The sequence below is a fragment of the Microcoleus sp. A2-C3 genome, assembly GCF_036706065.1.
Lineage (GTDB): Bacteria > Cyanobacteriota > Cyanobacteriia > Cyanobacteriales > Microcoleaceae > Microcoleus.
Genome location: NZ_JAUBVX010000078.1, coordinates 1 through 24794, shown reverse-complemented (window position 1 = coordinate 24794; position 24794 = coordinate 1). Strand labels below are relative to the sequence as shown.

Genomic DNA, 24794 nt, shown 5'->3' with positions numbered 1-24794 from the left:
AGTTTTTGAGTAACAGCTTGCCTGCTCTTCAAAGCCAGCTACTTTTAGCTGCGACTATTTTTTAGTCTAAACTACAGGATCCGACTAACGGCGGAAAATGCGCGGCCACAAAACTATAATTATCGCAGTCAGCAAGCTAGCCGCCACTCCTGAGATAATCGTAAATCCCATAATTATTATCAATCCCGAAGGTTCAAAAAATGGGAATAGCTTATTTATTGCTGTATTGATAGCGGGATTTGCTTCTATTTCTGTTGTGAAACTTGCAGTTACAGAGGCTACCGTACCGCCAGTAGACAGCCCGACTCCGACAATACCGACAATATTTTGAAAAGTGCGATCGCTCTCAGCCTTCCTAATCTCCACCGTCCCTCTAATTGTATCAGTCAAACTCTGCAAAATTTCCAAACACGGACGGAAATTGTCAATATCTTTTTTGATTTGTCTGGAATATTTTTCGTTGGCGATATCGTAAAATTTCTGCAAAAAATTCAAATCATCCGTTTGTCTAGCCTTGGCCTGCATCTCTGTAAGCTTATCCTGGTACTTATCCAGATTCACCTTAATTGTACTGTATTGGAACTCAAGGTAATTAAGGTCGATCGTAAAATCCGACAATTTCCCCATCACCTCCAGCAATTTCGGGAGATTCAACCTAGAAGTATTTCTGATTGCCAAAATTTGGTTATATTTTTTCACCAAACGCTCTTTTAGCAGCAGACTGTTTTCATAAGCCCAGATAATTTTATGGCGGAAGCACAGCAAATCCAACCAATTTATATAAAAATCTTTCCATTCCAAAAAAGCCGCTTTATTGGGATATAAAATTACCAACAGTTGCAAATTATCCTCAATCTTATCGCCCCAAAACTCAGCGACTTTACCACCTAAAAACTTACCAATTGCTTGAGGATTACCATCTTTTTTAAATAGATTCTTGTAAGCTTTTTTTGCAAGTTCTTCCGCTTCCGCATCAGTTCCCGATTCCAGCCAACCCCAAAGCATCCAAGTTTGTCCGATATTTTCTAACTTCGGCAATTTAGGGGCTAAATATTGCAATTTTTCAATTAATTTAATAACTTGATCTGTTTTATACCTATCCTGAACAGAAGCATCAAATAAAAGTTGGTAATTGTCAGTATCATTAACATTCCAACGGCGATAAGCACCTTTCACTTCAACACCATTCAGGTTTCCTTCAAATTGTAAATCTGCTGCTTCCACCTCCTTTAGTGCCAGAAACTGTTCTCTATTTACATCAATAGATAAATCACTCAGATTTTCGTGAAGTTGTTGGGACAAACTCTCTAAAAATCCTTGGTAGATTTTGCGAGTTTCCGATTCTTCGACACCCAACCCTTCTTTGAGAGTGTAGGTAAATAAATTTAGGGTAGGGTTAACTAATTTGAGCATAAAATCTTTTCCTGATGGTCAATCTCGGAAATCTTAACTATACAACAATACGGTTCAGCAATCCCGGACACGACAGTGCCTATTAGTATTAACTTAAGGTCAAACCTGCAGTCCGGCAAGGACTGAAGTCCCTGCCTCAAAGCTGAAGTCCTCTAAAGAGGACTGAAGAACTCATCAGTCCTCTTTAGAGGACTTTCGCTATTAGACAGGGGTTTAAACCCCTGGCGGTCTTTCGGGTTAAGTTGACACCAATGGACTTCCATCTCCTAACTGTGGGTAATACCTCAAATTAAAATCTCAATCGATAAACCCGTTCAACCAAATCGCGAACACCAGAAAAAAGCCTTTTAGCCGCATTCTGAGGATTCGCATCAGTCAGCGGAGGAGCCAAAAAATTGTTAAAATCATCAGTAGTCTGACGCGAAGGTGTATTTGCATCTAATTCAGGAAGCCACTTATCCTTTTCATGAGTTTCGTCAAGTTCCTGCAAGTCCTCGTAAGCCTGCTCAAAAACTTTATTAAAAGCAGAATCTTTCTTAGCTATATCAATAAATAGAGACACTTTTTCCATGTCCCCGCCAACCACAGCCGCGCCTACTTGATTCACTTCCGCTATCAACTCCGGCGCAAGAGTTCCTTCAAACTTCGCGAGGGCGATTAACAAAGCTTTGGGGGCGAATTCGTCAAATCCTGATAAAGTAACTTGTTCAGAAGTCATATTAATTTAGCCGTTGCCGGTGATAGTGAAAGCAGCCCAATGGTAAGGATGCTCGTAGGGTTTCTCTTCTATCTTAGCTGATTTTTTCTTCAGTCGTGAGGCTTCCCTTTCAAAGTAGTAGATATTCTTGAAATTAGCTTTTTCCAGCAGCGGCAACAACTCTGTAGTGTACCACTCGCTTAGCTTAGCATTCGTGAGTTGTCTCAGCCAATCTTTGGCTTGTTGCAGGGCTGCGGGCGGCTCGATTCCCTGCTGCAACAACTGGTAAAAATAGATCATTAACAAAGCGCTCGAACGTTCGTCCACTCGCCACAGCGTGCTGATAATATAATTGGTTTCTGGTAAAAAGCCGCTCGCTATCCCCACGAATTCATCGATTAACTCGCCTGTTTTGGTGTAGCCAGTTTCGCAAGCGCTGAGGCAGATTAGGTAATAGTTGACAAAATTTAACTGCAAAATGTCGGTCAATGTCAATTCTTCGCCGCCGGCTAAGATTAACGCAGAAGCTTCGGATTTTGCGGTGTTGTGGTAGGCGTGACCTGTATAATGAAAGATGCCTTTGTTGGCTTTGAGTGCTTCAGTAATTGCGGTTTTTGTAGAGATATTGGCGGGGCGCTGAGTCGCGTAAAATTGACTGATGGCGGCTGCTTCGATTTCTGTGTATTTCAAAGCACTTTTGCCTTGGGAATGCTCTACCATCAGCAGTGAATTTGGTACTGTTTCCGTGGGTTGTTGCTGTTGCTGAAGGATGGCAATTTGAGCGCTGGGGAGGCGGCTAATTGTGCGGATTATGGGGGCAACCACGGGGGGATTGCCCCTACCAGAGGGGGCAACCACGGGGGGATTGCCCCTACCAGGATTGTGTAGGGGCGGTGCCCCCGTGCCCGCCCCCGTCATGCCCGCCCCCGTGCCTACCCAGGGAGGCTGAAACAGGGCATCTAGGGGGAGGAGGTGCAAGTCGCGGTGGGGAATTAAGATTAAGTGTTGGATATTGGTGAGGTGGGTGCAAATTTGGGGGATTTTGAGGATGTCAGCGAGTATTTGCAATTGCGCTGTCATTGATTGCCGCCAGGGATGGGATTCTTTGCTTTGTTCTTTGCTAAGTTGGCTGTAACTTTGATAGTTGGTTTTCCAGTCTTTTAGCCAGTTTTCTAAACTCGGATTTTTGGAATTTGGGAATAAATCGGTGACTGGTGTGGTGATTGTTTCAAACTTGTCTGGGGTAATGATAAAAGCTGTCAGGGAAACTGGGCTGAGATGCCAGTAAATTATCGCTGTGCTGGTGTTGTTTGCCAGCAAGTCTCGGATTTGTGGATAAGTCGGGCTGTCGGTGCGGTTTGGCGAATCGGCGCGCATCCATTGCAGGCAAAAGTTTTTCCTAGCTTCGGCTTTTTCTAGTGCATTTATCTTTTTGCCAAACTCGACGAGGGTATCGACTTCTAACTGGTAAAGTCCGGCAAATTTTCGCTGGAGTCGCTGTTTGATTTCGGGGTGAGTTTGATTGTCTAAAAGTAAGTTTTCTAAGACGGTAGTAGCTTCGGTAAGGTACTCGCTGGTTTTGGGATCTCCCAAGCTGCGGCAGACGGTAATTAAGCCTTGCATTACTTCTAAATAAGTTTCTGGAATCAGGGGCGATTTCAAGAATTCGCGGGCTTGTTCGTAGCTGGCTTTGGCTTTGTGGAAAGATTCAAAATATGTGGCTGTTTCTTTGCCGTGTTCGTAGTGTGCCTTGCCTTTTTGCTTGTGCAAGTTGCCGCAAGCTTCGCGATAGTCGTGGTTGCTGGGCTGATATTTCTGTAAGCCTTCGTCCCAGTTTTGAATGGCTTTACTGTAGCGCCCGGAGTTAAAAAATACCAAACCTCGATTTTCCCAAGCTTGCAATAATTGATCGCCTGTAATTTCTAAGGCTTTGTCGAAGGCTGAGATCGCCTCACTGTAGCGGCCAAAATCATTTAGGACACTGCCCAGATTGTTCCAAGCAGGGTGGAATTTGGGGTCAATTTCTAAGGCTTTTTTGTAGGCTGCGATCGCCTTACTGTAGCAGCCAAAATCACGTAGGGCATGGCCCAGCCCGTTCCAGGTTATGTGGAATTCGGGGTCAATTTCTAAGGCTTTCTCGAAGGCTGTGATCGCCTCACTGTTGCGGCCCAAATCATTTAGGGTACCGCCCAGCCCGTTCCAGGCATAGTTGTCTTTAGAGTCAATTTCTAAGGCTGTCTCGTAGGCTGCGATCGCCTCACTGTTGCGGCCCAAATTTCCTAGGGCATTGCCCAGCCCGCTCCAGGCACAGTGGTATTTGGGGTCAATTTTTAAGGCTTTCTCGAAGGCTGCGATCGCTCCTTCTAAATCTCTTGCATCATAACGTTTTACTCCTTGGTTATATAATTCTTTTGCCTCTTTATTAATTTCTCTCGCTATGCTGAAAACCTTCTCGTTACCAGATTGAAGTGCGATTGCTGTGTAATAATTAGTTGTTGCTTCTTGATAACGACCTAATTGATCCAGCACTTTGCTGCGATTAATCCAAGCTTCGTGGAACTCTGGATTTATTTCTATAACTTTGTCATAGCAAGAAAGTGCGTTTTCAAAATATCCCAACCCATACCAATCGACTCCTTGCTTCAATAATTCTTCTGCCTCTTTACTGATTTCTATTGCTATATATTCTGACTGCGAGGTTGATCCGCCTTCGTAAGCCACAGATAAAATATCTGTAGAAACACTCAAACTCTCGCTTCCCAACAATCCAGAAACATTATCACTCATTCTCTCGCCATCGGCAGCACTCAGATTCAAGCTCTCCCCAGCCAACAATTCCCTACCAATCCTCCCAGCAACCTCACTGATTCTCCCGCAATTTGTCGCACCCAGCCGCACCATGCGCCTACCCAATTCTAAATTCGTTTCCGGGGATACCAGCAACCTTTCTCCAAATTCTTGCAGCCAATTTTCCCACTCAGCATCTTTGATATTGCTGGCGATTAAAAAGCCTTGAATTGTGCCGCGACTCCAGCCTTGTTCAACTCCCTCTAACAACTCCATGAATTTCTGTTCGTATTCCCCAAAAGAGCGAATCGGAGTTGGCCGTGGCGGTATTGGTGGTTTGGGTTGCGGGAAAATTTTCCGCCACAGCTTGAGGATTGTTTGCCAAATTTTTCGGATCATTGGCTGGGTTAATAGTTGACAGTTGACAGTTGACGGTTGGCAGTTGACTGCGTTTATCTTGCCCTTCGACTATGCTCAAGGTGCGGCAGTTGACAGTTGATGTGTTGTTAAAAATTGTAGCAGATTTTGGCGGTGATATCAATTCCGGTAACGCTCCTTATGATAAAGAGGAGACGGCAGTGCCGTGTCCCTACAATATTATTGCCGGTAGGGACACGGCACGTGCAGTCTCCTAATTTTGGCTGCTAATAATGTGGAAAAAACCCGGTTTCTGGCTACTTTTCTGGCTACTTGTGAGGCTAAGAAACCGGGTTTCTATGAAGATTTTCGGTTGAGTACGAGAAATCTAGGAAGAAACCCGGTTTCTGGGATTAGCATTTTCACAACTCAAATTAATTTACAAAACTACTTAATAGTTCATAGGAATTAATGATTGCCGGGATCTATTTAAGCTTAAACTAAGAGAAACTACAAATAAAAGTTTTTACGTTCAAAAGGGAAGAGATCGGAGAAACCGGCAAACACAAGTTTTTTTCCTGAATCATCATCTTCTCCTTCCCCTTCCCCTTCACTTTGTGTAGGAGGCTATTATGAACGAAAAAGTCATTGGGGCCACGCGAAACGTTGCAATTGTTGGCCCTTATTTAAGCGGAAAAACCGCACTGCTGGAAAGTTTGCTGTCGGTTACAGGCACAATTACTCGCAAAGGTAATGCTAAAGATGGTAATACAATAGGTGACGGTTCTGCTGAAGCGCGCGATCGCAAAATGAGCGTAGAAGTCAACAGCGCCACCGCCGAATACGAAAACGTCCGCTTCACATTTCTTGACTGTCCAGGCTCGATCGAATTTGCCCAAGAAACTTACAATGCACTTATCGGTGTCGATGCAGCCGTGATTGTTTGCGAACCCGTTGCCGATCGCACTTTAACCCTTGCGCCGCTGTTCAAATTCCTCGACGATTGGGAAATTCCGCACCTAGTTTTCATCAATAAGATCGATCGCGCGTGCACAGACGAAACCACCTGCGGTAGCAACTTCACCGACGTACTCAACGCGCTCAAATCCGTTTCCAGCAGACCAATTGTACCTCACCAATACCCGATCGGCAAAAACGAACAAATCATCGGTTTCATGGACTTAGTAACCGAACAAGCTTACCACTATCACCCTGGCGCACCCGCAGATCCCGTCCCGCTTCCCGAACACCTCAAAGCACAAGAAAGCGCCGCGCGACAGGAAATGCTCGAAGAATTGGCCAATTTTGACGACCATTTACTCGAAGAATTGCTCGAAGAAATCAACCCCGATGTCGAAGAAATTACCCGCGATTTGAAGATGGAATTAGGCGCTGATTTAATAGTGCCCGTATTCATCGGTATCGCCGAACAAGATTTCGGTGTGCGGCCTCTGCTGGAAGCTTTACTCAGAGAAGCGCCGACACCAGAAACTACAGCAAAACGGCGCGGCTTTATACAAAGTGAAAACAAGGTTCTGGCTCAAATCCTCAAAACCTATTACACACCTCAAGGAGGTAAGTTATCGTTAGTGAGAATGTGGCGGGGAACCCTCGCAGACGGAGCACTTTTGAACGGGGTTCGAGTTAACGGTTTGTACCGCTTGACCGGGCAACAAACACAAAGTTTACAGTCGGTAAGTGCCGGGGAACTTGTCGCTGTGGGCAGGCTGGAAGGCTTGAGAACAGGCGATGTGCTGGGTTCTGACGAATTATTACCAAAAGCCGAAATCATCTCGCCTGTGTACGCATTGGCGATCGTCCCCGAAAAGCGCAACGATGAAGTTAAGCTGAGTTCTGCCTTAGCTAAACTATTAGAAGAAGACCCATCTTTAGTCTGGGAACAGCACGGCGACACCCACGAAGTTATACTTTGGGGTCAAGGTGAAATCCACCTAAAAGTAGCTTTAGATAGGTTGCGCCGCAAGTATAATTTGCCGATGGTAACTCACTTACCACAAGTGCCGTACAAAGAAACCATTCGCAAATCCGTAGCTTCCATCCACGGGCGCTACAAACACCAAAGCGGCGGACATGGACAGTTTGGTGATGTGTACCTCGACATCGCACCGCAGCCGCGCGGAGAAGGTTTCAATTTCACTGACAAAATAGTCGGCGGAGTTGTCCCAAAACAGTATATTCCCGGCGTGGAAGTGGGAGTGCGGGAATATTTGGATCGCGGCCCCTTGGGTTTTCCGGTGGTAGATGTATCGGTGACTTTGACTAACGGTTCCTATCATTCTGTTGATAGTTCCGAACAAGCTTTTAAGCAGGCGGCGCGGTTGGCGATGCAGTCCGGGATGGAGAAGTGCGAATCAACTTTACTGGAGCCGATCGCCAAAGTGGAAATTTGCGCTCCGAACGAGTGTACATCAAAGGTGTTGCAATTGGTCAGCGGACATCGCGGCCAAATTCTCGGCTACGAAGGTAAAGCAGACTGGAAGGGATGGGATGCTGTTTCGGTTTATTTGCCGATCGCCGAAATGCAGGATTTGATCGTAGAATTGCGATCGCAGACAATGGGTGTAGGATTTTTTAACTGGGAGTTCGATCGATTACAAGAAGTACCGGAACCTTTGGCTAAGCGGGTTTTGCTAACAACTGGCGGGAATGGGAATGGTAACGGTAACGATAAAAGATAGGACGTACGAATGGAATTCGCGTGTACAGATAAGACGTACGAATGGAATTCGCGTCTACACAAACAATGTCCGCCTCCGCGGACTGAAGAGAATAACGTAATTTTAACCGTCTTTTCTTCAACCCGCAGAGGCGGGTTTTGTTTTTGTAGACGCGGTTTCAACCGCCGTGTTCGATATTTTAATTGTATTTTCTTCAACCCGCGGAGGCGGGTTTTGTTTTTGTAGACGCGGTTTCAACCGCCGTGTTCGATTCGCCGTGTTCGATTCGCCGTGTTCGATTCGCCGTGTTCAACCGCCGTGTTCAACCGCCGTGTTCGATTCGCCGTGTTCGATTCGCCGTGTTCGATTCGTCGTGTTCGATTCGTCGTGTTCGATTCGCCGTGTTCAATTCGCCCGGTCTCCTACAATTGATTTGGGTCTATTCCTAGTTCTCGCAATCTTAATTCTAAAGCTTGCGATCGCGATCGTTCTTGTTCCAGCAAACTTTCTGCTTGCTGTGCCCGCGTTTCTGCATCCTGTCGCAGTTGCGCGAGTTCCACAAAACTCACAAACGATTCTCCTGAAGGCCCGAACATTTCCAGTCCTGACTCAGACAATCCAAACCGCACCCCCAGTCTGGGACTTGTCCAACCGTCCATTTGTTCGATCGCTTCTAATTCGTCATCCAAACGCTGCCATCCCGTCAGCTCTAATGTTTGCGGGTCGAATAAATAGTATTCTTCCACGCCGTGGCGTTCGTAAAATTTGAATTTTTGAATCATTGGAGTGAGGCGATTTCCCGGCGACCAAATTTCAAACACAACTTGCGGCGGAATATTATCTTCAAGCCACTGTTGGTAAGAACCTCGATAACCTTTTGGTCTACCAAAAACTACCATTGCATCCGGTGCTTGGGAAATTTTGTTATTTCCTTCCACTGGATACCACAGCAAGTTTCCGGCCACGAAAACATTAGCATCGTTAGCGAATAACAGTTCTAAGTTTTCCTTAATCCAGACGATTAATCTAAATTGTTCCGTATTGTCTGACATTGGTTCGCCGTTGTCGTCAGGGTAGATGATTTTTGATTTATCGGGAGATTGCAGTTGTGTAACCATTGCTGTTTCCCCAAATTGGCTAAGGATTTTATTTTATTATAAACGAACTGTTGGCGATCGCATTTCCCAAAATTTCTCAATATTTTTCCTAAAAATGTGGAACGGGCATCTTGCCCGTTCCCAAATTCACCTTAAATCCCGAACAACTTAACTGCTAAAAAGAAACAATTAAGTAACCATTCAGGAACTTAGCACCAGTCACAGACTTACCAGTTAGCTGCGGAGGCAGCAAAATATTACGCCGCTGATCGCCCGCTTCGATAGTCACTTCCGGCCCGGATTGAATCAATTTAATTTCTTTCTTGTCAAACCCAGGCAAAAACAAACTAACTTGACGCTGTGCAATGTTTATGTTAATTGGTTTAGGAGCTTTTCCCGCTTCAAAAAAATCTGGCAAAGCATCAATTAACGGCTGCCAATTATTATCACTGTGCGCCGGCACCGAAACTGCTGTCAAAGGATCAAAATCAGCAGCAACAGTTTCTGTAATCGGTGATTGATTCACAATTACACCACCGACAGTCAAACCAATTTGTTGAGAACTTCCCCAAAGATAGCGGGCAGTTGCGATCGCACTTGCATCCCCAGTCGTCACCAAATAAGCCGCCGTGCGGTTCGGATCTGCCAGCGCTTCCTTACCCTTATCCAACAGATTATCTACTTGCTTAGTCGATTGAAAAGCATTATCTCCCGACAAATCCACCGTCAACACGGTACTGACAACCGGTTGAATAAAAGGCGAAAGCGCTTTACCCAAATCCGAATCTACCAAAGCTTGGCGGAAGCGGCGGATATACCAACTCAGAATTTCCGGCATTCCCAGCATCCGCAGCGTATCCATAGCGCCGGTGCCGTCATAAACAATCACATCATATTGTTTGCTGTCGTCGTATTCCCGAAGTTCGTTCAACGCCAGCGCGCTGTCCATCCCCGGTAACACTCCCAATTCTTGCCCGTAAATCTGCTTGAAAAACGGAGTGCGGACATATTGAGCTTCTAATTGTTTAACTTCGTCCCATCTGCGTTCTAGCAGTGGCGCGCTTTGCACCTGTACCGCTTTCAGGTTCGGGGAGATTTCCTGCGGGGCGAGAGTCAGCGGAACTCCTAACAGAATACCCAATGCAGGGCCCGGATCTTGGCCGAGTAGCAGAACTCGCTTGCCTTGAGCCGCGTATTTTTTAGCTGTTGCGATCGCGATCGTACTGCGGCCAGTGCCGCCTTTGCCCAAAAATGTCAAAATCAAAGCCATTTTCTGTTCTCACTGCCAAAGCTTACTCTTTAACATTTAAGCGCAACGGCCATCGAGATTGGGGGAGTGGGAAAGGGGGAGAGGGGGAGAAAGGGAGAAGGGGAGATGGGGAGATGGGGAGATGGGGAGATGGGGAGAATGGGAGAGTGGGAAAAATCTTCCTTCTTCCTCCTTCCTTCTTCCCTCTTCCTTCTTCCTTCTTCCTTCTTCCTTCTTCCTTCTTCCTTCTGTTAAACGGCTTCTAGCTCATCTTCAAAGAACCAAGTCGCAAAACCGTCAAACTTGACAACCACGCCTACTCCGCTACCGTCAACCATTCTGAATCCGTCCACAGTGCCTACTGGATTCTTCTTTATCATCCCTACCATATTTGCAGGTATCCGATCTCTGAGACGGCGCACCTTAACTTTTTGACCTACTTCTATTGCCACTGAAATTGTTCTCCTGCTCTACAAAACCTATATACAAGCGTCCATTTTACAGTTTGGCGGTCTCGATCGAGCAGCAACACCACCAAGCCCGATCGCCCGCCATGATTTTCCCTCGAAATTTCGACCAACTTTCCCTAAAAGACGGTATTCTAGTCGGAGTTGGTCGATCGTCTACCATGATTCGCTTGGGTTTGCTTCATCAGGTTCCACAGCGGCAAGCTCCACTGGCAGAGGCTGTTCACCACTTAGATAATTATTTTTTATTGATTCGCAAAAAGAATCTTTTTATTAATTGCCACAACTACAGGATTTATCCCCAATTAGTCATCCTTCAGGCAGAAGCCAAAAAGCATTCAAAAGCAGTAATTAATTTTATGTTTGCTATATATAAATCTGCCCTTTCTGACGTTGACAACGGCTAATTTTCATGCTGTAAAAGACTTTGAGTCTGGTTGGCCAAATTTCCCGAAGGTCAGATTTTAGTAAAGTGCCATGTTGTAACAGTTTACTAAAATCCGACAAAAAAAATAAGTTTTAATGGTAAACTTTCAGGCTGATAAAGTTTATTTTTGCTGCTGTTTTACGGCAGAAAAAATGGAACGATTTCCGGATTTGGGGCGTCTGCTAGAGGAAATGAAGTCTACAAACTTCAATATGACAAAATTGAAATAATGAATAAAATGTGTACGTGCTGGCGATCGACCAAAATTCCACTCATAAGTTTGTCCTTAGCTGTGCTGGCCTGTCTGCCGACATTTCGTGGGACGATCGCCAGTCCGCTCTCTCCATCCCCCAAACAGCAGTCAAACCCTACTAAAATTATCTCAGTCGATCAAGCCCCAACAGGCTCAACGTCTCCCAAAAATCCGCAAACAGCGGCGGCGAATCCATCCCCAGCCAAGGCTCTAAAGGCTCAGGGAACAGCAGCCGGACGATCGCTCGAAATTCAAGAAATTCGCGGTACTGTCACCTTTAAAGGGCGACCAGCAGTTGTGGGCGATCGGCTACTCGCCCCCGGAGACGAAATCATCACCGGCCCCGATTCCACAGCCCGTTTAGCGATCGACAACCACATCGGCATCGTCGAAGTAGCCGAAAAAACCGCAGTCAAAATATCCGATTTGTCCAGCAGTGCAGGCGAAAATGACACAGCTATTTTTGTCAGCAGGGGGCGAGTTAGATTGTCGATCGGCAAAACTGCTGCGCCAACAGCCTCCGCCAACAGCTCAACAATTATCCCGCCCCAGCAAATAGCCGCCTTAAATACCTTCAGCGGACTTGGCGAAACCCGTCAAATTGCCCAACAAAAAAAATCTCCCAGAACCGCCCCAGTCAGAGTAGAAACCCCCGAAGGCGTTGCCGGAGTCCGGGGTACATCCTTTGGCGTTAGCGTCGGCGACGGCAAAACCTCAGTCGAAACTATTGAAGGTACAGTCGAAGTATCGGGGCGCACCGACTCGCAAGTAGTTGTCACCCGCGGCAACGCCACGACAATTTTCCCTCAAACCTCGCCCGTCGCGCCCTCAGCCAGCCCTCGTCTAGCCCAACTCAAAGTCCGAAATTTGTCGAGACTCAGCGGCAATATCTATCGCCTCAGCGGTCAAATTAACCCGATCGACATAATTTATGTCAACAACCAAGCCATTAAGATCGATCGACAGGGAAACTTCAAAATCCAAGGGATTTTACCTCCAAGCCGCCGCATCAACATCGTAGTCCGAGGCCCGTCAGTCACAGAAACGCATTACACTCTCGCAGTTCCCTAAACAACCTATAGCAATTGACAGTTGACAGTTGACAGTTGACAGTTGCATAACGGGAACCAAATCATTGATGCAGTACGGGTATCGGCTCTATTCATGAAGTGATTTATGTCCTCACCAATGTGGCGGTTGCTATATCTAGATCAGACGGCGCTTTTAACCGCCCGGTATTATCATCTGGACTATCGATTTGGTCTTCAACCCCTCTCAGATCGGGTTTTGTTTGTATAGACGCGGTTTCAACCGCCCGGTATTCTAATCTGAAACATCGGACTTTGATGTCAATTATTGCGTGAAATTAATTCCATGAAGTTCAAAGAATTGATTGAACATCTCAAACACAATCAACTGATCGGCATCCGGCAATATATCAACACAAATCCTCCCTGGCTGACAGGCGCCGCCGCAGGTATCCTGTCTGCAACCTTGCTGCAATTTGGAATCTGGAAACCCCTTGAATATTTGGCATACAAAACCCTATTTCAAATTCGAGAATCGGGAATTTTACCAAATTCGGGGTGGGATGACAGAATTGCGGTAATTGCGATCGAGCCCCAAAGCTTGCAGGAATACGGTAAATTTCCTTGGCCGCGCAATCGCTACGCCGAACTTCTATCAGCCCTGAAAAAATCTCCCCCCACAGCAGTTGGTTTCGATATTCTGTTCCTAGATCCGAGTCCCAAAGATAAAATGTTAGCCGGTGCGATCGCCGCCAACAGCAGAGTTGTACTCCCAAGAACCACCAAAGAACAACCCGTAGCATCTTTAAAAGCAGCCGCCGCAGGTATCGGACATATAATACACGAACCCAACAGCGACGGCGTTAGCCGCGATTTAAAAATATTTCTCGACTCCATTCCTAACTTCGGTTTAGCAATGACTCAGAGGTACAACGCTGCTAACCCCCAAAATCCTGTATTGCTGCCGCAACTACAAAATATGCAGGAACAAACAGTCTTGGTTAACTGGCCGGGGAAAACAGAAAATCTACCCACCTATGCTTTTGTAGATGTTGTAGAAGGCAGAATTCCTGAAAGTGCTTTAGCGAATAAATTAGTCTTAGTCGGCCTAGTTGCTACTGGTTTTGACCAGATATCTACGCCTCTCAACAAAACTACGGGTGGGGTTTATTTATATGCAGCGTTGATTGACAATTTGCTCAATCAACGCTTGCTGCGGCGGCTGCCGATACAGCTAGAAAATTTGTTATTATTGGCGATTGGCCCGCTGACTACTTCGGTTTTGTACAACCGAGGTGTTAAAGACAGAATTGCGATCGCCCTCGGTTTGCCTGTAATTTGGGTTACGGCTGCTGCTTTGTTATTTGGCTTCTATTTTTGGTGGCTTCCCATTGCCGCACCCATCGGCACTCTTATTTTATCTGGCACTGCTTTGCAACTGCGGGAACAGTACGAAAAACAGCAGTTGATGAGGTTATTTGAACAGCACGTCGCACCCGAAACTGCTCAGCTTATTTGGCGACGCAAAGCTGAAATCTTTGAACAGGGAGAACTCGAACCTCAAGAACTTACAGCAACTGTGCTGTTTATGGATATTCGCAGTTTTACTTCGATTTCTGAAAAAATGCCAGCGCGAGATTTGCTCACCTGGCTAAACAATTATTTGGAAGCGATGACCAACTGTATTATGGATCATGGTGGCGTTGTTGATAAATACATCGGTGATGCAATTATGGCAGTTTTTGGTGTGCCTTTTTGCCATAGCGAATATTCCGAAATTCAACAAGATGCTTTGAATGCAGTTGCGGCTTGTATCGCCATGCACGAAAAGCTAAACGAAATTAATCAGCAGCTTAGAATTAAACGCAAACCTTTAATTAAGTTTGGTATTGGTTTGCATACTGGACAGTTAGTTGCTGGTAGTGTCGGCGGTTCCCGACGTTTGAATTATTCTGTGATCGGTGATGCTGTCAATGTTGCTGCTAGATTGGAGGCGATGAATAAGGAAATTGTGTCTGATAGTCCTTTTAATTTGTTGGTGACGGGGAGGACTTTTGCTTATGTGCGCGATCGCTACGAAGGCCAAAAAGTAGGCTCAATTCAATTGCGCGGCAAAAAAGAAGAGACTGTGGTTTATGCTATTTTGGGCGAAAAGCAGTAGTCAGTGGGCATTGGGCATTGGGCATCGGGCATGGGGCATTGGGCATTGGGCATTGGGCATCGGGCATCGGGCATTGGGCATGGGTAATAGTTAGTGGTTACTTGTTAGTGATTTTTCTAATAACCAATTCCCAATTCCCAATTCCCAATTCCCCAATTCCCCAATTCCCAATTCCCCAATTCCCAATTCCCCAATTCCCAATTCCCAATTCCAAATTTAATCAAATACACTCAGCCGCAGACTTTTAGCTATTTGTTCCAATATAAACAAACCGCCGACAGAATTTCCCTCTTTATTCAAAGGCGGACTGTAAGATGCGATCGCCCCTTCACCCGGAATAACCGACAACAAAGCCCCACTAACTCCCGACTTAGCCGGCAATCCCACCCGCAGCGCCAAGCGGCCCGATGCTTCATACAAACCGCAAGTAGCCATCAGCGCTTTCACAGTACGGCAGTTTTCCCCGATCGCTTCACCACCATTTACCAACACCATTCCCAGCTTAGCCAAATCTTCCACAGTTCCCGACAAACAGCAGACGCGATTATAAGTTTCTAACGCAATTTCTGAGTTTTGCAGAGAACCCGATTCTACCATTGCTAAGGCAAGATCCCAATTTTTTTGATTCGGCATTGCATTCACTGAATCGAGCATTAACTCGTCAACAAATAACTGACTGTTTGCTTGTTGATTCAGCCAATTTCCCAGGTTTTGACAGCGCTCAACTGCATTTTTACCGGGAATCAAAGATGCAAGGGCGATCGCCCCGCTATTAATCATCGGATTTCTCGGCTTCCCTTGATCTATTTCCAGTTGAGTCAGGGAATTAAAAGCCATTTCCGAAGGATCGCAGCCCACGCAATCAAAAACCGCTTTTTCGCCCAACTCGCACAGCAAATAAAGCAGCACAAACGGCTTGACTACGCTCATCAGCGGGAATGTTTTATCGACGCTGCCCCAGCTCAAAATTTGACCGTCAATTGCCCTAATTTGCACGGCAAAGCATTGTCTGTCGGCTCCCGCAAGCAGAGGTATGTACGTGGGGATTTGACCAGATTTACTGCGATTAATTGCCTCTGTTGCCCAAGCTGCCAGTTGTTCTGGTTGCAGGGAAGATAGTTTGCTGGTGGATGTTTTCACTGTCGATGATTTAGAGCGTATGAGATTTTAGATTCGTAGTTCGATCGGGCAATGCAGCCATAAACCCAGTTTTTCCAGTAATTGCGCCACTTCCGCTCCTACAAGAAATAGAATTTATGAGGTAATAAAACCAAACTCAGCCTTAATGGTATTGACGTTTTCGCTTGCGTAGAGATAATAAATTTATTCACAATTTTTCAGAAGAACCTGTATTTTGCATAAAAATCTCCCTTTCACCCAGATAGATAAGTAGCAGCTTCCAGGCAACGCTGCTACCCAACAAACCACCACTCGCTTGAAATGCCTTCAGGCTCTGATATTTAAGCCCCAGTAAGGGGCGGGGTGCATATTTAATTTAAATTTTTCAGAGTTCGCGCAATCCGATCCGGAAACCCCCCGAACCTCTGGGAACTTACTATCCAACCAGATCGACCAAAATCAGGACAAAACAATGCCAGATGAAGCGAAAGCAGAAGCACCAAAACCAGATCCGCTAGCTTTTAAGGGTGTATGCAGCGAAGGAATTCTCAAAGGCAAAGAAATTGAAGGCAAACTAGACCTCAAAGTCATCGTCACCTCCGCCAAAGCTAAAGAAGCGCCAGCCCCAAAAAAATCCAAGTGGGAGGAGCCTATATTTTGGGCGGTGTTTTTATTAACTGCCAACTTTGCCGTCGGCGACCCCGCCGGAATGAGACAATACAGCTCCCCACAAAGGTCACATTCTCATGAGATGTTAAACCAATCTGGGGAGTAGTCGGTGTTGCCTAAGAAAAACACCACCAACTTGCCGCTTTAGGCCCTGGGAGCCTGCCAGCCACGCAAATAGTAATAAATAGACCCGAAATATTCATCAAATACTCGTGTCGTAGTTACCAAAGCTTCTGCACTGGGCAGGAAATCTGCCGCGTCTAAGCGCAGTCGGGATCTACCTCCTGATACGGGCTGGTAAGTGTAGAAGTCCGTAGCTCTAGGAATCACCTGGATTCCCATATTCGCAAAAGCGAGGCTGGCACGCCGCATCTGAATCGCAGATGTTACCAGGATTACTTTGCGCCCGACGCCGCGACTGTCGAGGATCTTTCTCACTTCCTCTGCGCTGGTGCGTATGTTCCTGCCATTATCGTCGAGAACGATACTGTTGCGCGGCACGCCCATGTTGCTTGCCAGCAAAGTCTCGATATCTTTAGCTTCGCCAGTATAATTCTGTAAATCTGCTCTGGGCCCGGCTGTAACAATCACCAAAGGTGCTAATTGTTTTTTGTACAAAACGGCAGCGTAGGGCAGGCGATTCCCTGTGTCTGCCAGTTGAATCGCTTCTCGGTTGGCGGTGTGACTGTTAGTCGTTCCCTTGCCCAGCAGGACGATCGCCGCGGCTGTTTCATCGCAGCAAACTGTGGTGCGTGCAGCCGCATCCCGTTCTGCTTGATCGGCGAACCAGTAAGCCACAACTGGCATACTCGAAAGGATCAAAACTAGCAGTGCTGCCAGGATCATTCTCGGCGCCGGGTTGCGGATGCCCCCGTTCGTAATCAGCGCCGATGCAATCACCAGTAACGTAATCGAAAAACCCAGCGGCTTAAAGAAAAAGGCTATTAAGCCGAAAATCGCTGCTCCGACTGGCGTGTCTGGGGCAAAAAAAGCTAGGAACAAAAGGCTGATCAGCAGCAAAACGCGCAGCCGATCTATTAAAGGATTGTCTTTACCTCCCGATTGATCCCACCACGATTTGATCAGTGAGAAGAGGAGGAATAGAAATAGAATGCGAGCGAATAGTTCAGGCATCTTGCAATATTCTGTGTCTTCATAAATTAGTACGGAATTGTGGAAGCGAGCGCGAATTTAGCTGCGGTAGGCAATGCCGGCATCGGTTGGGTTGTTAACTTTCGCCGATCGCGCACTGCGATCGCATTTCTCCTGATCCTCGATTCCAGTCAGCTATCAACTATTGGTTACAGGCAATCGAGCTCGCTACTTCCAGTCAGTCGATTTGAGATTTTAGATTTGAGATTTTAGATTGACTCCACAGATGAATCTGGGAGTTTAAACTTTGATCTAAAATTTTAGGATCTCCATACTCATAGCGTCGGTGGCTTGCACCCCTTTTGGGGATGGTCACAGATTGCTGACAGATAATTGGTAATTGATCACTGGTAATGGTCGATCGGTAATTGATAATGGATGGAGCTGGCGGCAGGTGAAATTGACTTGGCAATCTTGCCTGCTTTGTGCTGCCTGTATTTTCCCCATTACCTGTTACCCATTCACCAATCCCAATTTATCGGCGTTTCAGTTGATTCCGAATTGCCTGCGTTACCGTTTGAATTACTTTAACACGAGCATAATACTTGTTATCGGCCGCAATTATCGTCCAGGGAGCTGTCGGCGTGCTGGTGCGCTGAATCATTTGATTCACCGCCACTTCATAATAATTCCACTTTTCTCGATTCCGCCAATCTTCTTGAGTGAGTTTGTATTGTTTAAATGGATTATTTTGTCGGTCTGTAAACCGCTTTAGTTCCTCTTCGGGACTGATGTGCAGCCAGAATTTAACTAAGATACAACCGAAACTGGTGAGTTGCTCCTCAAATTCGTTGATTTCCTGGTAAGCTCGACGCCATTCGAGTTCGGTGGCAAATCCTTCGACTCGCTCGACGAGCACTCTACCATACCAACTGCGATCGTAAATGCTGATTTTACCAGCAGTCGGCAACTCCCGCCAGAAGCGCCAGAGGTAGTGGTGAGCTTTTTCTTCGTCCGTCGGCGCAGCAAAGGCATTGACGGAGTAACTGCGGGGGTCTAGGATGTCCGTCAAACGTTTGATCGCTCCTCCTTTACCGGCCGCATCCCAACCTTCAAACAGCACTAACACGGGGATGTCCTTTTCGTGGATGCTTTGTTGCAGTTCACCAAAACTGGTTTGTGCTTCGCGAAGTTCGTGTTTGTATTCGTCTGGCGACAAGGATAGAGTTAAATCTACTTGGGCGAGCAAGTCTGGTTCGGTGGGTTGCAACTTTTCTTGAGGCGGCAATGGAACGGGTGCAGATTGTGTGGGGAGTCTGTCTAGGGCTTCTGTAATTTTGGCTGCCATTTGCGTTAAAACTTTGACTCTCGCCCAGCGCTGACAGTCGCCTTCTACTAGCGTCCAAGGTGCCGGGCCCGTGCCGGTTTGAGTTATCATTTCTTCGGCCAAAGTCGTGTATTCTTGATATTTTTTGGCTTGTTTCCAATCTTCCGGCCGCACTCGCCAAGCTTGTAAGCTATCGTCTTCTAGTTTTTTGAGCCGATGTTTGAGTTCTTTTTTGCTCAGGTGAATCCAAAATTTGGCAATTGCCGCGCCGTCGTTTACCATCATGCGCTCGAAGGCGTTGATTTGTCTGATGATTGTCGGTACTTCGGCCTCGGAGACTCTCTCGAACAACCGGTCTTCTAAAAGATGAGTGTACCAACTGTGATAAAAAAAGCCAATCCGACCGCGGGCTGGGAGTTTCTGCCAAAACCGCCACAGAAAAGGATAGTCCATTTCTGCCTCTGACGGCGGCCAAATCGGGTGAACGGTAAAGCCGCGCGGATCCATGTAACCCACCATTTTTTTGACGAGTGCGCCTTTGCCCGCGGCGGCCCAACCTTCGAGTACGATGATTACGGGCATTTTTTTTTCCCAGCAGGTTTGTTGGAGCGATCGCAACTGCTGCATTAAAACTTCAATTTTGGCCTCATAGGTTTCTTTATCCAGCGAAATATCTAAATCGAGGTTGTCAAGCATATTTACCTCACACAAATCCCAGAAAGCAGTTTAACGTCAGTTTAACGTTTGGATAAAATTAAATCTTCAAGTCTGGCAAAAAGTTATCAAAACTATACCTATGACCGCTTAAAAGCGTGGTGCTTCTGCCGTCGAACCCAGCATCGGGCTAATACTAACAAAAGTTTCCTCAGATCGAACTTGCCAAAAAAAACCTGAGCGGTTATAGTTGAATTAGGGAACTTTTTAAGAACTTCAACTGTTCCCCTCGCCCGATCGGGTGAGTGAACAGGAGCAGCAACAAATCCCTGAAACAGGATTTTTTGTAAAACAGAGCAAAAGTAAAAATCAACTACCCGGTGGGGGTGAAAACTTCTTTACTTAGCTGCATCAAATTTATTTAAACAACAGTTAGTCAAGCACCAGCTTTGATAACTTCGAGGGCGCTGCTTGCAAAGGTTGGGCGTTCCTCTGGCCACAGACTCCAATAAAAAAAACCGCCCAAATGGGCTAACCAATTTTTATGATTGCGCTATGAGATAAAACCTGAAAGCCTGGGTGATATAAACAGGTTTCTGAGTTTTATCAACACCATTCTCTAATACTAAAAGCTGTTGAGGTGCGGGCTAAGATTAGCCGCCCGAAAACAATACTTGTTTCTTGTGGAACAGGCCAGAAAGCCTGTTGCTGACATTTGTGCAAAATGTCCGAATTACTGTACTCATTTGCCAATACCCATTAAGAGGAACAGTCCGAAATTACGGATTGCAAAGTTTTTTATGAATATCTTGACAACACGCTCCTACAAGGGCGAAAGTGACTGGTGTGCGATCGCAAATTTAATCGATGCTTGCGAAACAGTCGATCGACTCGGCGAAGAAGTATCAGCCAGCGAACTCAAGCTCGTACTAGATGCCCCTAAACTCGACAAAGCCCGCGACGTGCAGTTGTGGGAAGACGGTAATTACAAATTGATCGGTTTAGCACTCCTAGATATGCCCGATTCCCAGGATGAAATAGACGCCTGTCTCTGGTTTTACGTGCATCCAAACCTGCGCGGTGAAGGTTTAGAAACAGAGATCGTTAAATGGGGCGAAAAGCGGCTGAGCGAAGTCGCCAAACAACGGAATTTACCAGCAAAATTGCGTACCTACAACCGCGACGATCGAACCGATGGAATGCTGCTATTAGAAAAACAGGGCTTTGCAGTCGATCGCTATTTTCTCACAATGGCGCGATCGCTCGCCGAACCAATTCCCGCACCCGAATTTCCCGCAGATTTTGCGCTGACACACGTATCGGGAGAAAAAGACATCCAACCCTGGGTAGAAATGTTCAACCAGTCATTTATCGATCACTGGAACCACCACGATTTAACTGCCGAAACCGTGCGATACTGGATGCAAGACGAAAATTATCAGCCGGAATTAGATTTAATTGCTGTTTCGGGCGATCGTAGATTTGCAGCTTTCTGCGACTGTCAAATCAAACCCCAGAAAAACCACCGTAGCGACACAAAAGACGGTTGGATTGAACTATTGGGTACGCGACGCGACTTTCGGAAAATGGGATTAGGAAAAGCAATGTTATTAGCCGGATTGCACACCTTAAAAGCGGCGGGTGCAAATACAGCCAAACTCAGCGTCGATGCTGACAGTTTGACAGGCGCGACAAAGCTTTATCAATCAGTAGGTTTTCGCCCGATGGAAACTTGGCTATCCTGGGCAAAAGCCGTCTAATTCAGTTGACAGTTGACAGTTGACAGTTGACAGTTGACGGCGACCTATACCTGGAAGGAAGAGGATTGGAGTAATGAATAGTCTGATTTTAAATTCCCCCTAGAAGGGAAAGGCTTTAAACCAATTCTTTCGGGTAAAAAAGTAGATGCAGACGGCGGTTTCAACCGCCCGGTCTTCTACAAACCTAGTTCGCTTTGTTTTGTCACCTCAACATAAATATGTTCTAACCGCACCGGATACCGAGCAATTGAATCAATAGAAATCCCATCAAACAGCAAAATAATCTCTTTTAATTCCAAACATTCCGGCAGCCAAAAAGCCAAATCACTACCGTAGCGACGGGGGATAAAACTGTATTTTTCAGCGCGGACGATCGTCTTTTCTTCTTCAGTAGTTTTAATAACAATAATTTCTTGAGCCGGAATCAGTCTTTGTAATTCCTCCAAACTACCCTCAGCCACAATGCTACCATTTTTTAAAATCCCAATTCTCTGACACAAACGTTCAGCTTCATCCAACAAATGAGTTGTCAGCAAAATCGTAATTCCTTCCGATTGTAAACGCTGAATTAACTCCCAAATTTCATAACGAGCTTCAATATCTAAACCCGTTGTCGGTTCATCTAAAATTACTAATTTAGGCTGGTGCACCAAAGCCACCGCAATATTCAAACGGCGCTGCATTCCTCCGCTCAAAGTTTCCACCGGACTTTTAGCTCTATCTATCAAATTTACTGCCTTTAAACATTGCTCTACTTGATAGCTGCGCTGTTTGCGATTTAAACCATAAATTTGAGCAAAAAAATTGAGATTTTCTTCGCAACTAAGGCTTTTATAAAGCAAATTTTCTTGGGGCGCTACACCTATTAACGGTTTAGTCGATTCCGAAACAGGTTCGCCATTGATGGAAACTTTGCCGCTGTCGGCATTTAGCAAATTGCATAAAATATTGATAGTTGTAGTTTTACCAGCACCGTTTGGCCCAAGTAAACCATAAATTTCGCCAGCTTGAATGTGCAGTGTTAAATCTTTAAGCACTGAACGTTCGCCATAAGACTTATTTAGCTTTTCAATTTGCAGCAAGGTTTTAAATCTCCCTAAGTTTAATTATATTATTAACAGCTTTGGTAGAGGGCGAAGCATTCCGGCAGATAAATTATTAGTAACAAGCAGATATTTACTGCCGAAATGCTTCGCCCCTACGGATATCTTTTAACTGATTACCAGCCTGCGCCTGGTACCCAGTAAATGTCAACTGTCAACTGTCAACTGTCAACTGTCAACTGTTTAAAGTCTTCTTTCCGTGTTCAACATCCGCCGATAAGACAGCCACCCTGCCACTATCATTAAAATAGCAAATATTAATAAAAACCAGAAGTGCGATTCAATATCCGCAAAATCTTTGCCGTTAGCCCACACGCCTATTAGGGCTTCGTTCATGTGATAAATTGGATTGTACTGGGCGAGATCCAGCAGAGTTTTGGGAAACAGCGCAGTCGGCAAAAATGCGCCTCCTAAAATCAACAAAGGAACGCCGAAAGCTGCTACTAGCGAGTTGACATCTTCAGTGCGCCTCGCAAACTGCGTGCCGAGAATAAAGCCCACGCCTACGTAAGATACAATACTCAGTAAAATAATCGCACACCCTAACAAAATAGATCCTTGAAATTGTGCTCCTAAACACGCTGCGATCGTGTATACTAAAAGTACCTGACCGATGCCGATGCAACTATGAGCAATAAAAATTCCTAAAAAGTAGGAAGTGCCGCTCAAGGGAGAAATAAATAAGCGTTTGAGAGTATGTTGTTCTCGTTCTGATACTACCGTTGCGACGCTGCCGCCGAGACAGCTAAAAAATAAAGCGGCTCCTACTAAACTTGCGGGTGCAGCACTTTCAAAGGCTTTTGCCGTGGTGAGATTAGCGCGTTCTTTTAAGATTAAACCGTTAATTAGCAAGATAGAAACTGGAAAAATACTCCACAAAACTAAGCTGCGTCGCCGCCTCCCTAATTCAATTAAAATTCGCTGCGCTACTGCGATGGTTTCGTACCAGTATTTCATAGTGATTTTATTAGCATTGTTAGAATTGGAAATTCGGAATTGAGAATTGGCATGATGCCACGGCATATTATACCATAAAAATGTCAAATTTCACTCTCAACAAAAAACCCGCTGATGCGGGTTTTGTGATTTTAGCGGACTTGTTTTTAACTTTTCGCTGTCTGTCACGATTCTGATTTGATACTAAAGTTAGTACCTCTGTAGCATCCTTGAAAAGAAGTTAAACTTGTGCGGTTTATCTGTTCCAATTTAGTGACGAGGGAGGGAGTATTGGGACTTTCAGTGGTAGCACCCCACTTGTAAATAAACTCGCCGATATAGTCTCCGGTTTCTTCGTAGCTGTGTTCTTCTATTGGAATTCCCGAAACTCCTGAAACTGTTTGGTTATGGTATCCGTTAACAATGATTTTTTCGATAACAGTTCCGGGTTCTACATTTATGTTCCAGTTGACAGGTTCGTAGGCTGAAAGTGCGAGAATTATTGGCTTGTTTCGGGGTTCTACGTTGATTTCGATCCTCTTCGTTGGCTTCGCTAACGCACTTTTCGACAAATTTCCGTTCCCGTGCTCCGAATTAGCTTCGTAAACGCCGATTAAGTGAAGTTCTTTATCTGAGCTCGACGAACCAACATAAGCTGAAAAATCGTCGGAACCGCCAATCCCGCAGTTGGCTGCTGAACTAATTGGGGAAGTAAAAGCTGTTTTTTGGGTGAGTTTCTGTTGCACTGTCGGGACTACCCACAATCCGGTTCCGATTCCTAAAGCACCTATTAAAGCGGCGGCGATTCCGAAAGGAATGGCATTTGTTAGGTGGCGAAAGGCGGTTGTTGTTGTTAGTTGAGATAGCGTTTGCTGCCAATTTTCAGCAGTTTGTCCGGCATTTCCGCCATCGAGACAGGCTAACAAAGCTAAACTCTCCGGCTGTTCTAGTAGACTTTGAACTGATTTCCCTTCGCCGACGTAGAGATTTCGAGTTTCGGTGTCTAAAAGCAGCCAGTAGCGATCGCCCTCAGCAAAGTTGTACTCTTGTAGAGCAGGCTTAACTAAATCGTGCTGTAAAAATACTAGCCAAGCCATATTATTGCCAGTACCGACTGTTTTGCCGTCGCAGGAAATAAGTTGGTCGATGTCGGGTTCCCACCGCCAAGCTACCCAGCGACTGTCTCCTCGATAGCCGAGGGATTTTTCGAGTTGCGGATGAGCGGTTATTTCTAGTCGTTGAACTAAGTTTGACACAGTAGGTTTCCTCAATTACGCGCGAGCGAAGCTATCCCGAAGGGTAGGGAATCGCCACTTCCATGTCTTAGCTTAACTCATCCGGCGGCCGTTCAAAAAGTGCCCGTGCCGTTGCCATTGGTACTGTTGGGAGACAAATTGTTGCTGGGATTGGTATTCGGCGAAGTTCCCGGATTCAAATTATTCTGATTGGTATTCGGCGAAGTTCCCGGATTCAAATTATTCTGATTGGTATTCGGCGAAGTTCCCGGATTCAAATTATTC

Annotated in this window: 19 protein-coding genes; 7 read left to right on the top strand and 12 right to left on the bottom strand. The window is 45.8% G+C overall.

Annotation, left to right across the window (positions count from 1 at the left end; genetic code table 11):
* Positions 1-84 precede the first annotated feature (84 nt).
* From QUB66_RS27610 to QUB66_RS27600, 3 genes are all read right to left on the bottom strand, one after another.
* Entirely contained in the window at positions 85-1413 is a 1329-nt protein-coding gene (locus QUB66_RS27610) for a hypothetical protein (protein ID WP_332968607.1), read from the bottom strand.
* Between the two features lie 289 nt (positions 1414-1702).
* A complete protein-coding gene (locus tag QUB66_RS27605) occupies positions 1703-2131 on the bottom strand; it encodes a hypothetical protein (protein WP_332968609.1) in 429 nt (142 codons plus the stop codon).
* Positions 2132-2137: 6 nt separating this feature from the next.
* Positions 2138-5296, bottom strand: a complete 3159-nt coding sequence (locus QUB66_RS27600; protein ID WP_332968611.1) for a CHAT domain-containing tetratricopeptide repeat protein — start codon at positions 5294-5296, stop codon at positions 2138-2140.
* Positions 5297-5886: 590 nt separating this feature from the next.
* On the opposite strand from QUB66_RS27600, the gene QUB66_RS27595 reads away from it, so the two are divergent.
* A complete protein-coding gene (locus QUB66_RS27595) occupies positions 5887-7953 on the top strand; it encodes an elongation factor G (RefSeq protein ID WP_332968612.1) in 2067 nt (688 codons plus the stop codon).
* Between the two features lie 401 nt (positions 7954-8354).
* Here QUB66_RS27595 and QUB66_RS27590 read toward each other — a convergent pair whose 3' ends face one another.
* The 3 genes from QUB66_RS27590 to petP all read right to left on the bottom strand — a co-directional run bounded on the left by QUB66_RS27590 (position 8355) and on the right by petP (position 10730).
* Complete coding sequence (locus tag QUB66_RS27590; RefSeq protein WP_332968614.1) at positions 8355-9050, bottom strand: Uma2 family endonuclease; 696 nt, start codon at positions 9048-9050, stop codon at positions 8355-8357.
* A 154-nt stretch (positions 9051-9204) separates the two neighbouring features.
* Positions 9205-10299, bottom strand: coding sequence for a Get3/ArsA fold putative tail anchor-mediating ATPase NosAFP (locus tag QUB66_RS27585; protein WP_332968617.1), 1095 nt, complete (start codon positions 10297-10299; stop codon positions 9205-9207).
* Positions 10300-10529: 230 nt separating this feature from the next.
* The gene (gene petP, locus QUB66_RS27580) at positions 10530-10730 is read right to left on the bottom strand and encodes a cytochrome b6f subunit PetP (protein WP_265236438.1); all 201 of its coding nucleotides are present in this window, start codon (positions 10728-10730) and stop codon (positions 10530-10532) included.
* Between petP and QUB66_RS27575 the strand changes: the two genes are divergently transcribed.
* From QUB66_RS27575 to QUB66_RS27565, 3 genes are all read left to right on the top strand, one after another.
* Positions 10724-11152: a hypothetical protein gene (locus QUB66_RS27575; protein ID WP_332971300.1), complete on the top strand. Its 429-nt coding sequence runs from the start codon at positions 10724-10726 to the stop codon at positions 11150-11152. The genes petP and QUB66_RS27575 overlap by 7 nt on opposite strands.
* Before the next feature lie 249 nt (positions 11153-11401).
* Positions 11402-12496: a FecR family protein gene (locus tag QUB66_RS27570; RefSeq protein ID WP_332968622.1), complete on the top strand. Its 1095-nt coding sequence runs from the start codon at positions 11402-11404 to the stop codon at positions 12494-12496.
* Positions 12497-12799: 303 nt separating this feature from the next.
* Positions 12800-14614: a CHASE2 domain-containing protein gene (locus QUB66_RS27565; protein WP_332968625.1), complete on the top strand. Its 1815-nt coding sequence runs from the start codon at positions 12800-12802 to the stop codon at positions 14612-14614.
* Between the two features lie 216 nt (positions 14615-14830).
* On the opposite strand, the gene glsA is transcribed toward QUB66_RS27565, so the two are convergent.
* Entirely contained in the window at positions 14831-15754 is a 924-nt protein-coding gene (gene glsA / locus QUB66_RS27560) for a glutaminase A (RefSeq protein ID WP_332968627.1), read from the bottom strand.
* 451 nt (positions 15755-16205) lie between these two features.
* Between glsA and QUB66_RS27555 the strand changes: the two genes are divergently transcribed.
* Positions 16206-16508 carry a hypothetical protein gene (locus tag QUB66_RS27555; RefSeq protein ID WP_332968629.1) on the top strand — a complete coding sequence of 101 codons (303 nt, stop codon included), beginning with the start codon at positions 16206-16208 and terminating at the stop codon, positions 16506-16508.
* A gap of 38 nt (positions 16509-16546) precedes the next feature.
* On the opposite strand, the gene QUB66_RS27550 is transcribed toward QUB66_RS27555, so the two are convergent.
* The gene (locus QUB66_RS27550) at positions 16547-17536 is read right to left on the bottom strand and encodes a YdcF family protein (protein WP_265236428.1); all 990 of its coding nucleotides are present in this window, start codon (positions 17534-17536) and stop codon (positions 16547-16549) included.
* Positions 17537-17575: 39 nt separating this feature from the next.
* Between QUB66_RS27550 and QUB66_RS27545 the strand changes: the two genes are divergently transcribed.
* The gene (locus QUB66_RS27545) at positions 17576-17767 is read left to right on the top strand and encodes a hypothetical protein (RefSeq protein WP_265236427.1); all 192 of its coding nucleotides are present in this window, start codon (positions 17576-17578) and stop codon (positions 17765-17767) included.
* Between the two features lie 262 nt (positions 17768-18029).
* On the opposite strand, the gene pap is transcribed toward QUB66_RS27545, so the two are convergent.
* Complete coding sequence (gene pap / locus QUB66_RS27540; RefSeq protein WP_265236426.1) at positions 18030-19517, bottom strand: polyphosphate:AMP phosphotransferase; 1488 nt, start codon at positions 19515-19517, stop codon at positions 18030-18032.
* 758 nt (positions 19518-20275) lie between these two features.
* Between pap and QUB66_RS27535 the strand changes: the two genes are divergently transcribed.
* On the top strand, positions 20276-21235 hold the full coding sequence (locus tag QUB66_RS27535; protein WP_332968635.1) for a GNAT family N-acetyltransferase: 960 nt from the start codon (positions 20276-20278) through the stop codon (positions 21233-21235).
* A gap of 176 nt (positions 21236-21411) precedes the next feature.
* On the opposite strand, the gene QUB66_RS27530 is transcribed toward QUB66_RS27535, so the two are convergent.
* The 3 genes from QUB66_RS27530 to QUB66_RS27520 form a co-directional block, all read right to left on the bottom strand.
* Positions 21412-22317, bottom strand: a complete 906-nt coding sequence (locus tag QUB66_RS27530; protein ID WP_332968636.1) for an ABC transporter ATP-binding protein — start codon at positions 22315-22317, stop codon at positions 21412-21414.
* Positions 22318-22521: 204 nt separating this feature from the next.
* Positions 22522-23295, bottom strand: a complete 774-nt coding sequence (locus QUB66_RS27525) for an ABC transporter permease (protein WP_265236423.1) — start codon at positions 23293-23295, stop codon at positions 22522-22524.
* A 164-nt stretch (positions 23296-23459) separates the two neighbouring features.
* On the bottom strand, positions 23460-24530 hold the full coding sequence (locus tag QUB66_RS27520; RefSeq protein WP_332968638.1) for a hypothetical protein: 1071 nt from the start codon (positions 24528-24530) through the stop codon (positions 23460-23462).
* Between the last annotated feature and the right edge of the window lie 264 nt (positions 24531-24794).